The sequence below is a fragment of the Candidatus Defluviibacterium haderslevense genome, assembly GCA_016712225.1.
GTDB lineage: Bacteria > Bacteroidota > Bacteroidia > Chitinophagales > Saprospiraceae > Vicinibacter > Vicinibacter haderslevensis.
In genome coordinates this window covers 198427-212131 of the sequence record JADJRL010000003.1, presented here as the reverse complement: position 1 = coordinate 212131, position 13705 = coordinate 198427, and the positions used below count along the sequence as shown (strand labels likewise).

The 13705-nt window shown below is 33.7% G+C and carries 14 protein-coding genes; 4 read left to right on the top strand and 10 right to left on the bottom strand.

The features are described 5' to 3' along the window. Positions 1–106 precede the first annotated feature (106 nt). Positions 107–2071 (bottom strand): hypothetical protein, encoded by a 1965-nt coding sequence (locus tag IPK88_01195; protein MBK8242013.1) that lies wholly within the window; start codon positions 2069–2071, stop codon positions 107–109. A 337-nt stretch (positions 2072–2408) separates the two neighbouring features. Here IPK88_01195 and IPK88_01190 point away from each other — a divergent pair, with 337 nt between their 5' ends. The 4 genes from IPK88_01190 to IPK88_01175 are packed head-to-tail and all read left to right on the top strand — an operon-like array spanning position 2409 to position 5143. Next, positions 2409–3071, top strand: a complete 663-nt coding sequence (locus IPK88_01190; protein MBK8242012.1) for a hypothetical protein — start codon at positions 2409–2411, stop codon at positions 3069–3071. 4 nt (positions 3072–3075) lie between these two features. After that, complete coding sequence (locus IPK88_01185; GenBank protein ID MBK8242011.1) at positions 3076–3723, top strand: hypothetical protein; 648 nt, start codon at positions 3076–3078, stop codon at positions 3721–3723. Further along, positions 3705–4481, top strand: coding sequence for a hypothetical protein (locus tag IPK88_01180; GenBank protein ID MBK8242010.1), 777 nt, complete (start codon positions 3705–3707; stop codon positions 4479–4481). The genes IPK88_01185 and IPK88_01180 overlap by 19 nt, the downstream gene beginning before the upstream one ends. Next, positions 4481–5143: a response regulator transcription factor gene (locus tag IPK88_01175; GenBank protein ID MBK8242009.1), complete on the top strand. Its 663-nt coding sequence runs from the start codon at positions 4481–4483 to the stop codon at positions 5141–5143. Before IPK88_01180 ends, IPK88_01175 begins: the two co-directional genes overlap by 1 nt. A gap of 849 nt (positions 5144–5992) precedes the next feature. Here IPK88_01175 and IPK88_01170 read toward each other — a convergent pair. The 9 genes from IPK88_01170 to IPK88_01130 all read right to left on the bottom strand — a co-directional run bounded on the left by IPK88_01170 (position 5993) and on the right by IPK88_01130 (position 13605). Then, a complete protein-coding gene (locus IPK88_01170) occupies positions 5993–8197 on the bottom strand; it encodes a T9SS type A sorting domain-containing protein (GenBank protein MBK8242008.1) in 2205 nt (734 codons plus the stop codon). Positions 8198–8568: 371 nt separating this feature from the next. Further along, positions 8569–9072, bottom strand: coding sequence for a hypothetical protein (locus IPK88_01165; GenBank protein MBK8242007.1), 504 nt, complete (start codon positions 9070–9072; stop codon positions 8569–8571). Positions 9073–9648: 576 nt separating this feature from the next. Further along, entirely contained in the window at positions 9649–10089 is a 441-nt protein-coding gene (locus IPK88_01160) for a VOC family protein (protein ID MBK8242006.1), read from the bottom strand. A 97-nt stretch (positions 10090–10186) separates the two neighbouring features. Continuing rightward, on the bottom strand, positions 10187–10612 hold the full coding sequence (locus IPK88_01155) for a DUF1801 domain-containing protein (protein ID MBK8242005.1): 426 nt from the start codon (positions 10610–10612) through the stop codon (positions 10187–10189). Between the two features lie 348 nt (positions 10613–10960). After that, entirely contained in the window at positions 10961–11545 is a 585-nt protein-coding gene (locus tag IPK88_01150) for a YdeI/OmpD-associated family protein (GenBank protein MBK8242004.1), read from the bottom strand. 145 nt (positions 11546–11690) lie between these two features. Then, positions 11691–12251, bottom strand: a complete 561-nt coding sequence (locus IPK88_01145; protein MBK8242003.1) for a DUF4256 domain-containing protein — start codon at positions 12249–12251, stop codon at positions 11691–11693. 153 nt (positions 12252–12404) lie between these two features. After that, entirely contained in the window at positions 12405–12839 is a 435-nt protein-coding gene (locus IPK88_01140) for a DUF1801 domain-containing protein (GenBank protein ID MBK8242002.1), read from the bottom strand. 168 nt (positions 12840–13007) lie between these two features. Further along, the gene (locus tag IPK88_01135; GenBank protein ID MBK8242001.1) at positions 13008–13208 is read right to left on the bottom strand and encodes a helix-turn-helix transcriptional regulator; all 201 of its coding nucleotides are present in this window, start codon (positions 13206–13208) and stop codon (positions 13008–13010) included. Then, positions 13192–13605, bottom strand: a complete 414-nt coding sequence (locus IPK88_01130) for a hypothetical protein (GenBank protein ID MBK8242000.1) — start codon at positions 13603–13605, stop codon at positions 13192–13194. Before IPK88_01130 ends, IPK88_01135 begins: the two co-directional genes overlap by 17 nt. Between the last annotated feature and the right edge of the window lie 100 nt (positions 13606–13705).

Genomic DNA, 13705 nt, shown 5'->3' with positions numbered 1-13705 from the left:
TTTATCCGTCGCAACAAATGGGTCGCCCCTACTGGGCTTAGACCTGAATAGTTACACCAAAATAACACTAATTTTAACAAACAAAACGATAATTATTTCTAAACTTTTATTTTGCATCAAGTATCGAGTTCACTGATTTTTTTGCAGGAGCTTCTAAATCTTTGAACAGTATTTTTGCTTTCGATACTTCTGTTTTGGACATTACCGTATCTGTAGTTATCATTTCAGCTGCTTTCTTAAGATCAGCTTTGCGTTTGAAGTAAGGCTTTGCAATTCGCTTAGATTCAGAATATGAAAAATGTGGCCTTAAAGTTTTGTTTTTCAAAGCTACATGCAGCGCTTCAACACCATCTTTTAAATGATCACCACCAAATGCAAGCGTTAATAAAAGATCTGGTGTAGATAAAGTTTTCATAGCAGCAATAGCATGCGCTTCATCGACTACAGGAGTAACCATTACCGTAGCACTTGATTTGATTTCTACTGGAAATCCATCAACATCCCAATGCAAAATAACCTGAATGGTATACATGCCGGCATTTGGAAATAAGGCACCTTCTTTACCTCTTAATAGAGTAAGATCTGATTGGATTGATTTTCCAACTTTTAAAATTTCCAGTTGCTCATCATCCATACAAATAATTATTGGAGAAAAAGTTCTTACCTGTCCATTGGATCCAACAACAGTTCCTTTAATATTTCCGCCTTTTAATGTTAAGTTTGAAGGAAGTAATAGATCCTGATCCATTCCATTTTTTAATTCAATATGAACACGAACTGGTGCACCTAATGGAATGGTTTCTAATAAGGGTGTAACCGTAAATTGAAGGCCATCTAAATTGAATGACTCATCTAATGGAGAAATCAATGGATTGGACATGCTCGCTGCTCCGAACGCTGTTCCACCTGGACGAACATGTATATCAGGATAATGGCGCAATCTTCTTTTGTCATCATCTGCGTATGAAAAAATAACATTATTCGGAAATGGATTCGCCGGAGGGGTTGCACTAGCAGCAATTACATCTGTGGTATTCATAAATCCATTATTAACCGTATTATGTAGTAAGCCCATGGCATGTCCTATCTCATGCACTGCGGTTCTGAAAAATGTTTTTGCTGAAGCACCAGAGCGTTGACCTGCCACCAATCCCCATTCAGCTGTGTTTGGAATGGTCCAGTGGCTGGCTATTCCGATACCTTCACGTGGGATATTGTTGGAATCGGTTCCACCATTATCATACATGATGCCTCTTGGGGTCGAATCTAAATTTTTGACAGATAAGATGTGATATCGCCATTCTTTGTCGAGATTTGCTGCATCCCTTTTAGCTAACATGGCTGTGTGCATTTCTGCATCAGACCAAGAATTTCCGCTGGCTTGTGCTACATTAGTGCTGCTGCAATAAGTGTGTACATCCCAACCCACTTCATTAAAGACCGTTGTCCAATCAACACCTGCAGCATTATTCAGAGGTGCTTCCGATCCACTCACCGTATCTATTTCTACGATGGCTTTTCTCAAATAATTGGAAATCCAACCCATTTTTAATCTTCCGACTACATTTCCTGCTGTGTTTTTTACATCGCCCTCTAAATAATTTTTAGGTGAAGGATATCCCGGAGGTGCGGTCATCCATACCATTTTTGCAGTGAAGGATCCTTCTTTAACCCAAGTGTTTGGAGCTGTATATTTATACAATTCGTATCCCAGATTAAATGAATTTAACGCAGTGGCGAATTCAAGAATGGACGTGATTCTTATATAATAAGTGTATTGATTTCTAGGCAGAATGGGAATGCCCTGAGCAGGATTAGGGGCAGAACCTAAACCAATGATAGGAGGTTGAGGAAAAGGGCGAGGGATAATTCGAACAGGTCTGTTATACAAATCACCACTTGCTGTTTTGCCATTGGTGTGTCCCTCCACTCGAATTGTTCCATCAAAGGCTTTGAGGGGATTGTTCAATGGTTTGTAGTTAACCAAATAACATCCGGCTTTTAAGGATTTAAAAACAAACTGAATAGGTGGACCTATAACCGGATCCAGTTGAGGTAGGCCATCTGCCAATTCGGAAGTGACGGAATTGGCATCAGTGGAGTTAACTGGTTCGGGGAGTGGCGGAAATACATCATTTCCGTCCAAGGAAACATGAGAGTCATTACACATATGAAATAGTTTTTAAAATGAATAAAAAATAATATTGCAAAGATGTCGCTACAAGGGTACTGGCTTCAAGAGGTTAAAGCCCTTATTATAATGATGAAATTCCTATGGTTTGAACAGGGAAATTGGTAAAGTAGTGGGGGTGTTTTTCCCCTTATTAGATGGAAAAATAAACTATGAACACTTATGTTGATTAATTTTAACCGTCAAATACGATAACTAACCAACTAAATCAAATTTTATGATGAAATCAACTTTTCTTAATTATGTATTTTATGTAATGTCGGGGTTTGTGGTCTTAACATTTATGGGATGTCCAGCTAATCCTTGTCCTCCTCTTCCTGTTGTTCAAAACGTACCATTGATTCCAGCAATGGATGTGGCCAAAATGGTATACAACTATAAAATGGAACGCATCAATGTAATCAATGGTAGAAATAGGGTTACACACGACACTAATTTTATAGATTCAAGATCTATTACTTTTAATGCAGACAGTGTGGTGAATTTTATTTCTTATATTAATAAAAAAATTATCGAAAATAATTTGGACATCAAACTCAAAGGCATTCGATGCATATATACAGTATATCCTCAAACACCTATCGGCGTTGCTGAATCAAGCTATATGCAACAAATTAGTCTAGATAAAAGAGGTTACCATGCATTAATTATAGCACCTACTTATATTGATAAGGCTGGTGTAGAGCAAGAATTTGATGTAAATTATTTTGACCCTCAAACACATAAGCCAAAACCTATTGATTTTAGCAATCCAGACATACTTACTCGTAGTTTAAGTTTTTTGAATATGGGTGGATTATGTCCTCCTGGATGCCAAACAGCACCAGTGATGTTCAAAACTATAGATAGTCTGGGAATTGGAGGTCAATTAAATCAATAGTCAATTGAATCTAGTGCTGCAGGAATTCATATTTGTATTGCAATTTTTAGTTGTATTGGTGTTTTATTATTTTAGGAGAACACTGATAGCAAATCAACATATTTTATTGTTGTATATTGCGCTATTTACATTTATTGAAGATTTTGGAGGACATGTATTAACTCGATATCAATTAATTAATAATAAGGCTTATTATAGTATACTTTCAACTGTAATTTTGTTTTTGTATTTTTATTTTTATTATCAACAAATTAAGAATGCCGCATATAAAAGAATCATCTTATATGCGGCCATTTTTTTGGGTATCTTCTCGGTTTTCAATATCATTTTTATTCAGCGAATATTCGAACAATTCACATCTTATAATTTTTGTATTGGATCGGTAATCATGTGTGTAATTATTTGTATGTATGTCATCGAAACCATGAAAAGTGATCTGATAATCGATTTAAAAAAGAATTTATTATTCTGGGTTTCTATTGGATTATTTTTTTATTATTTAATGAATATTCCTGTGATGGCAGGTTTTAATCATTTGGTTGAATCAGATAGTATTACCCTTAGAATAGTATATAAAGTGATCACTTATGTTGTATTATATATTCAGTACATTCTATTTATTATTGGTGCTATATGGATGAAGAAGACATAGTATTTGGAATTATATTGTCGTGCAGTGTTTTTTGTGCTTTAACGGTGGTTTTGGTTTTATTTTATTTGTACTACCAAAAAAATAAAAATAAATTTATCAAGGATAAGGAAGATGCAGAACTAAGACATAAAAATGCACTCATGCAATCTGAATTGGAGATCCAAGAACAAACCTTAAAGCACATCGGATACGAATTACACGATAACATTGGACAATTGATTACGGTAGCCAAAATTCACTCCAATGCTTTAACAAAATTACATCCGACAGAGCATAGCCTTCAAGCTTACGATGCTATCTCTCAGGCATTGGAAGAACTGCGTGCACTGTCAAAAGTATTGGATCATAGCCAATGGATACAGGAATCCTTTGAGCATATTTTATTAAGAGATCGAAGAAGGATCAATCAGTTGGGATCCATGGAATGCATCGTTTCAAAGGAAGGAGAAGAGCCGATTATAGATAGTAATATTAAAATTATCATTTATAGAATGATTCAGGAGATTATCACCAATGCAATTAAACACAGTCAATGCAGTGTATTAAACATCCAAATGATTTTCAAACCAGACCTTATTTGTTTTCATATTTCTGACAATGGAATTGGATTTGATATGAATGAAGTAAACAATAATCCAAATTCAGGATCTGGATTATTGCATATATTACAACGAATTAAAGTCATCGGTGGCTCCATTGACATCGTATCTAATCCTGAACAAGGAACTTTATTTAAAATTACATATCCAATTCATTAATTATGGCTTATCAAATTATTTTAGTTGACGATCACATCATATTGGCAAAAGCTATTCAATCTATTATTGAAAAGGATGATGCGTTCCATGTTACCCATGTATTAAAAAATGGGCGTGAGTTGATAGACTTATTGCCAGGCTTGGATGTGAAACCAGATCTCATATTATTGGATATCAACATGCCGGTCATGAATGGTATGGAAGTGGCCAAAGTTCTGCAACAACAATATCCAGAGCTTAAATTCTTAACGCTCACCATGAATGATGAAGAAATATCCATTATTAAAATGTTTAATCTTGGTGCCAAGGGATACTTGCTAAAAGATGCTGATCCCGAAGAATTAATGTTTGCCATGACCAGTATATTAAATAAAGGATTCTACTATTCTGATTTTATAGCCAGTGTCCTCATGAAAAACATCTCTGGAAAATCCGAATCATCAGATCCGAAGGTTTCAACTATTGTACTCAAGGATAGAGAACTGGAATTTTTGAAACACTGCTGTAGTGAAATGACTTATAAGGAGATTGCTGATGTGATGTTTCTGAGTCCTAAAACTATAGATGGGTATCGCGAGCATTTGTTTCAAAAATTAAATGTCAAGTCCAGGGTAGGATTAGTGCTTTATTCTTTTAGAAAGAATTTATTCAAGATTGGGTAAGATGGATCTTAGAAATGGTGAGTTAGTATTTTGTTTGAATTATTTTCTTAAGAATCAGAATTACCTGCCCAACATAACTAAATAATTGGTAAATCAGTCATTTTGGTTGTTTGGCATTATGTTATAGTTTTAAAACTTGTTTTTATGGACAACTTTTTGTTCTTTTTTCATGAAAAAAAAGAACCAAAAATTCTAGGCTGTAAGGTCTAAGCCTAAAATGATTCCATTAAACCTAAATTCAAAAAACTCGCCTTTTGCCTTCTTTCTTTTGCTTGGCATCACACTTGCTCACCTCGCTTTCCTGTTCTTTTGTTTTGTATACTGTTGAGCTCATACAGTTTTGAATTTTTAACGGTTTAATTCCATCATTTTTTAACGGCTTATCCCTTAAGGCCGATCCAAATTTCTATGACTACTATTTATAATCAAATATTAATTGAAATTAATTTAGGGATAGCTCAATAGATGTCCAAGTGATCTTGAACAGAGCAAGGAACTCTGATTATATACATCAAAGCATCCAAAGCAGGGGCTTATTGGCCCCTGATCGGAATGAATTAACCACAGTTAAAAGATGTAAGCTTAGCGAAATACGTTTGGGAATATGGCTATGTTCTGGTAGTACATTAGACTGAGTATGGTTAATTTGATGTATTATTTTTATCGATTCTACTTGTATCTATGAGCTAAAATCAAATTAATTTCGACACCATTTTAAATTTAATGGGTTATAATTTGTTGATGTAAAAGTAATGGCAACTGATAAATTATAAAAGGGGAAAAACACCCTTTTTATATATTCCTATTATAATGCTGATCAATTTTTATTTTTAAAACTTCATGATGCTATTATCTGGTTTTTGTAAATGGAATTGTAACATGTTCTAATCCATTTTCAATGCGTAACCAATAGTAACCTGACGAAAGAAATTCAACATCCCAATTCAAGTTAATGTCTTTTCCAAATGCTTGTTTGGTTGCTAATTTTATGCCATTAATGTCTGTAATAGAGAGTTGAAGTTTTTGTATTTCATCAAATGTTAGTTTTAAATTGAAGTGATTATTGGTTGGATTTGGAAAGAGTTTGTATGAAGTAAGATGTTGTAATTCATGAATTGGGGTATTTAAATTAACTGTACCACAATATGTCATGGTACAATTCATACAATCGCTTACTGTAAGACAATATGTTCCAGACGACAAGTTGGAAAGTTCAGATGTGGTTTCACCTGTTTCCCACAGGTAGGTATATGGAGCACATCCTCCAATTGGTATTATTTTTATGGATCCATTGGATTGACCTGCATTGGCATGTGTTATTTCTGACTCAATATGAATAGATGAGGTATCATTTACTATAGTGGTGATGACACCAGCACTCAAATTATAATAACTACCACTCCCTGTAGTTTTTAATGCAGAACACCTAACCATATAATGGATCAGACCTTTTTCAACACAAGCATCAATAAATGAAGTGTCATCTACTGCTTGTATATTGAGTAAATGATACACACTGTCGGAAGCATATTTTCTATATATAAAAAATCCAGTTGCTGCTTTTGGCGCTACCCAATCTAATCTTATTTGAAGGCCTTCTTGTCTTGCTTTGAAATGCTCTACTGGAGGCAACACATGCATCCGAATAGTCGGGTCACCCATAAGCGCCGTAGAAACATATCCTCCATAATATCGAGGAGTATAAAGACCTCTATTATTCATAGTAAGTTGTGTAGAATAGCCTATAGTTTCTCCTAGAGCCATGTGTTGGAAAAACCAATTTGGTCTATTGCCCCATGTACTGGCTAAGCATGTTTTTGATGCAATTGCACCACGTAAGAAATTATTTGGATAATCCCAATCCCCAAAATAGGAACCAAACAACATTGTGAAAATGGATAGCAGAGAATCTGTCGTAAAATTTGTAGTACTTGAAATGTCAGAGGCACTTTCAGGACCACCACCACCACAGCCATACGACCAGAGAAATGACTGCTTGGAAAGTGTCTGTCTGTATTGTAAATCTTTTACATTTGAAATTCCAAACATAGCTGCGAAATTCTTCCACCCAGATTGTCCTAATCCTTCTTCACTAGAAGGAAAATTATTATCCACAAGACCTTGTTCCATCATTTGCATTTTTCCAATTCGCCAAGCATGGTTTTTATCTAAATAACGTCTAAGCAGTTGTTCTTCTGATTCAGAAAATTTATTCATATTGCTAAAATCTACCCTTCCAATTTGTAATTGAACTTTTGATGGAAAAAAATTATTATCAAATTTTCCATCTCCAGGGATATTATCATTTCTTGAACTTGCTGCTGCTGTCGTTTTGACCGTTTGGTCAGTCCATAGGCCATCTATAGTGCCATAATATCCATCACAAGGCCATGCACCACGATGATCGCTATTATGTCCATCAGGAGCAATTTCGCCTGAATAGGGCACGGGTATTCGACCTAATAAGAATAATGTCTGATGGGTATCAGGATTTTTTTTAGCCCAATCAAGTATGCCATTTTTTACTTGATCAACAGCATCATTCTTATCTACAAAAACAGTGTCAGGAATCCAACCATCGTAAAGTAAATCATCCAATAAACGAGAAATTTCAAATGCAAGTGTATTTTTATAAGTGCGATCTATTACAACCAAACAAGCACCCCTATGATGTGTTGGAGGAATTTTAATACCTGAATAAATATTGCCTGCACCAAAGTTTTGACCGCCTTCGCCAGTTGGAAATGCAGGTAAGCTTTTCAGTACTTGATATTCATAACCAATACCTTGTTGTATTGAAGTATCTGTCCATGAAGTACTTTTAGAATTTAGATAAACTAGGCTATCACCCCAAACTTGATCAAGTATGGATTTTCTCCATATAGTGTATCCGCCATTAGCAGTATCTAGGACCCAGCTTAATTTAATTTGTGCTGGGCTATCTTGTACTACAGCTTGCATAATTACAGATTGTCTGGCATCATATATATTCTGTGCAATAATAGATGATTCGATACAACAAATAAGGAAAAATATAACTCCAATTAATTTCATGTTCAAAGTCATTAATTTGTTTATAAATTGATATTTAAAAATTATTGTAATATTTATTATTCTTAGATAATCTACGTTCATAAAAACTCATTTTTATTCATACGATTCATAAATTCCTTCTAGGAAATCAGCCATTTTTATGATGCCAAATTTTCAGAAATATATTGTCATTAGTAATCTATTTTGGATAGCGTTGTTGTCCAAAATCAATTGATGACCTATTGAATGATTCATGTTTCAATATTGTAATCTAAGATTGTCTGATTTTGTTGCTTTGCTTATTAGATATTTTTTATCTACCCAAAAAAGGATCATTTAAGCAGTTTGATATACTAGCTGAAATAAAACTTGCAATAAAGTGTCGTTTTCTATTATTGATACAAATAAGGTGCTTCAGAATATGCTAATTGCCTTATGTTTTTCAATACTCTTTTCATATAAATGCGCCAGAATATTTTGGTAAAAAGCCAATTTAGGGGATAGAGTATTGCAACATCGGAATGCATGGTATAGGTATATTTTATTAAGATTTTATTTGGTTCAAGTTCAGTTGTCTGCCATTCTCCGACAAATTTTGAAAAACCTAACATCCATGCTGTAAAATTACTGACTTCAATGCGCCAGTATTTATTTTCAATGCGTTCGATTACTTGATCACTTGATGCTTCTCCTCCTTTAAATGTGAAGGACTTTGCCGCATAAACTTTTTTACCAAATCCAGGTTTTCCCCAATTTGCATCTTCTGTGCAATGAGTTACTTTTGGCATGATTCCAAAGCCGGTATGAACTTTTGAGACATCACAGAGCATAGGAGTTTTGAAGGCGCGTTCTAATGAACAATTGAAGATGGTTTTTACGGTGACTTGAGTGGTCATACGGGATGTATTAAAGTAAAAAAAGATTTATAGTATAACTTAAGTTTCGCATATTTATTGATTTGTATAATTAGTGGGAATCCAGTACCAAAGTAAGCGAACCCATCCCCAGCCCTAATATTCGCTAACACGATCCTTCACTTAAAGTGTTGCCACACTTTATCCATCTCTTAACAAGAATGAGATGGAATCGTTCAGTCATCTTGAAAAGGGAAGGGAGCCTAATCTAATTTTATAAATAATTTCCAATTTTAACATGCTAAAATTAATTCAAATAATAAGATGTGGTAAATGAATTATTAGAAGTATGGTGACGCAGGTAAAACATACAAGGATGTTTCTTTATTAAAAATTTAATATTTATAGTATAAATACATGAAATGTAAAATGGTTCAAATGGATATCAATTCTAATTTCGAATTATTTATGGAATATGAATGTAATTCAAATAGGTTTCATAATTGACATATACCAAATGTTTTAAAGGATCATTTATTAATAACAAATGATCCTTTAAATTTTTTATTACTTATAGTGTGAAATGAATCTTTAAATCACATCATTTCTAGACATGGTTTATACTGGAGGCTTTTCATCAAAACTTACCATCCAATTGATTCCAAATTTGTCGGTGAGCATGCCAAAGTATGAACCCCAAAAAGTCTTGGCTAATGGCATTGTGATCTGCCCGTCTAGGGATAATCCGTTAAATAATTGATCGGCTTCCTGAGTACTTTCAGTATTTACAGAAATCGAAAAATTGTTCCCCATAGAAAAATGGGATGACCATTCACCTCCCGTATCGCTACCCATCAACATCGTTTCTTTACTAACAGGTAGTGAAATATGCATAATTTTTTCACCGTCTTCAACACTCATTGGCGGCATGCCTTCTTGAGATGGCATCTCATTGAATTTTCCAACATAAGGAAAATCTCCACCGAAAACTGATTTGTAAAAATTAAATGCTTCCAGGCAATTGCCATTAAATGTAAGATAAATGTTTACTGTAGCCATATTAGTTTATTTTTTATAGTTGAGAATTTTTTTTTATTCATTTAATGCTTTCGTAAAGCTTGGTCTATAAATACAATTCAAACTTTTTTAACATGGATTACCATGTATTGTATTTTGAACGAATATATTGTATGGATTCATTAATCAGCTTTTTAAGAACCCCTTGATCAATATCAGATAATTTATTGATATAGATACAAACTTTTCCCATTTTGAAAGTACCCAGATCATTCAATAAATATTCGTGTTCCGGAAGTCCTGAATAAACGTATAGGGAAATAGCAGCTTTACGTGGAGAAAAACCGATTAATGGGGCATCACCTTCATGCCCGCTTTTGTATTTGTAGTGATAGGATCCAAAACCAATGATACTGGGTCCCCACATTTTGGGTTCGAACCCTGTAAGGGATTGCATGAATTCTATCAATTCATAACTATCTTTTCTTTTCTGTTCTTTGTCGACGAATGAATTAATAAATTCAATTACGCTGTTGTTGGTTTCTGATGTTTTATTGGTTGCCATTTATCCAAATATTATGAGCGTACTCAGGTGGACCTATTACATAAAAATTTATAATCTAATGGTATAAATTCGTTCAACAGGCTTATAACCAGATACATGGGTAAAGATAATTAAAATCTTTTATTTGTTATTTAGTTCATCATTTTTTAACATTAGGTAGATAACACTAAAAGATCAATTTAAATGATCAATGATAAAGATTTAAGCTAAGTTCATATAAACCAAACTTTGATCCTACTGGTATTGTGATAATGAATCATTTTTGAATGGTATGGAGATAATTTATATTCAAAAAAAGTATCTGCTATATTTTTTAATTGACTTCATCATCATGGATGATCTACATTATTATAATCTGAATTGTTTGGGTTTAATCTCAAGACTGGCGTTTTCCACTAATTCAATGATTCTCTTTTGTCTGGTTTCAGGTCGTTTGGCAAGTTTTATCCATTGCAACATACTTTTTCTTACCGACTTACTTAAGCTGAGAAAATATTCCTTTGAACCTTCGCGAGTATTGAACTCCTTTTCAAGGTCTTCGGAAATTTCTAGTTTTTCAACATCATCCAAAATATTCCAAGTTCCATTTTGTTGGGCAATCATTATGCTTTCATAACCGTCAGGCATAAGCAGTCCTTCTTGTTTTAATCGTTCAATTTTTTCTTTGTTGATTTTAGACCATACACTCGTTGGTTTGCGTTTGGTGAAAAATTGAATAAATTTATCACTTTCAAGTGATTTTCTGGTGCTATCAATCCATCCGAAACAAAGTGCTTCGTCGACCGCATCACTCCAAGAAACGGATGGCATATTTGATTTTTTATTATAATGAACAAGCCAAATGGATTTTTTTTTATTATGATTTTCTAATAGCCATTGTCGCCATTCTTGTCTGTTAGTCGGATAAAATGTTTCTATTTCTTTTTTCTGCATATTTATTGAAATAAATTCTGTAATCATTAAAAGAAACTTACCGATCTATTTTTCTATGAGCGTAGTCCTTTCAATTATTTGAGCAAGTGAGATATTGAATTATAGTCAACCACAGTACTTAAAATAATGCATTATAAGTAAGTTTTCAAACCCTTAGAGATGCTCTGAATCCTCTTGCAGCATAGTAAGATTCTGCTCCGTTATGATACATAAAGATGGTATCATATCGTCGATCACAAAAAATGGCACCACCAAGTTCTCTAATCTTTTTTGGTGTTTTTACCCAGCTCGAAGTTTTTCTATCGAATGGACCTAATTCCTGTAAGGTTCGATATTGGTCTTCTGTTAGAAGTTCAATACCCATTTCTGTTGCCATTTCTACAGCACTATTTTTGGGTTTATTTTCTTTTCTGGATTGTAATGCATCATCATCATAACATAGACTCCTTCGACCGCTGGGGCTTTCCGCTGCGCAGTCATAAAAAATAAATTCACCTGTTTTTTTATCAAAATCTACAACATCTGGTTCACCGCCTGTTCGTTCCATTTCATACAGGGACCACATTTTTTGAGAATTGGCTTCTAATTTTGTTTGAACCTTAGACCATTCTAGTCCTTTATGACGATCGGTGTTTTTTAAAAAGCGTTCATTTAGAGTAGTAAGTAATTCTTTACTTAATTTAGATGACAATTCTTGTTTTTTCATTTATGCTTGAGGTTAAGGTTAGATCTAATCTTTAAAAATTATAATTGCATCATTGGTTTAAGAATATAAATGGGAATCAAATATTTGCGTTATAGATATTATTTTTTTTCGTAAACCTAATACATAGACTTGGTTTTTAATTTTATACCAAGTTTAATTGTTGTTCCTGTTTTTTAAAGTAATATCAATCATTTGTCTTAGAACTGTAAGATCGATATCGTCAAGTTTATTGATGTAAAGACATCCAACTCCGGTTTTATGTTTACCAAGTTTGGTAAGTGATTCGGCGTGCTCCTTGATACCTACACTAATATATAAAGAAAGGTTTGCCTTACGCGGTGAGAAACCAATGAGTAACCAATCGACTTCCCTTCCGGTTGCAGGACTTTTGTATCTTCTATTGCCAAATCCAATGATGCTGCTGCCCCATAATTTAGGCTCTTCACCACTTGCATTTTTAAATAATTCTATGAGTTTAAAACTGTCTTTGCGTTGTTGGTCATTCGCTAATTTATTTATAAAATCTTCAACACTGGCACTGGTTGGTTTGGTTTTAATCTCAACAAGTTTGGATTTTTTTTCAGCCATAGTTTAGATTTTATTATTAATTAGATATAAATCATTATTGAAAGAAACTAGGATCTAAGCAAAGGTAATATGTCAACCTTTAAATTTCTATACTAATACTAGGAGATAAAATATTAATTTTATTTAATAAATGATTTACAGTTTTTTTAGTCCAATTATATCCATTCATCAATCTGTAGGTTCTAGTTGGAAAATTATTTCTACGGCTGTTCCGAAGACGCTCGCCATTTTTAGTGCTAAAAGGGTAGAAGGTACAAACCTTCCCGTTTCAATAGCATTTATGGCTTGTCTTGAAACACCAATATGTGTTGCCAGATCTGCTTGGGTCCAGTTTTTCTTAGCTCGTTCCACTTTAATCGTGTTTTTCATGATCAACAAGGTATTTGCGTTTTGACATAAATAAACCGATGAAATAGAATGTTGCAAAAAGTGGTACTATATGCCTGTAACTCCAATCTTCTTTGTTTAAGGTTATAAAAAGATCTAAGAGCCCTAAGGTCATTAGTAACATCAAACCTAATGAAAAGGCGATGATTACTGCTTCCATTTGAATTTTTATTTGCACTTCATCCATAAAGAAAATGCTCCTGTAATATTTGTAAATGAAAACAGAAAAGGCCAGAATGGTTACAAAAGTCAGCACCAGTCCGACTTCAACGGGAAGATTGAACGATTTGAGAGTTAAAATGCTGCAAGTGTAACTTGCGATCCACAAAATGGCATAAACTAAAACCCGCTGGTTTATATGATTTCTACGAAGATCCATAAATTGATGTTTTAAAGTAAAATACAAAGATATGTAAGATTTACAAAATGTCAAGTAAAATTTACATTAAATCATGTAAAATTGTCATAATTTATTGAAA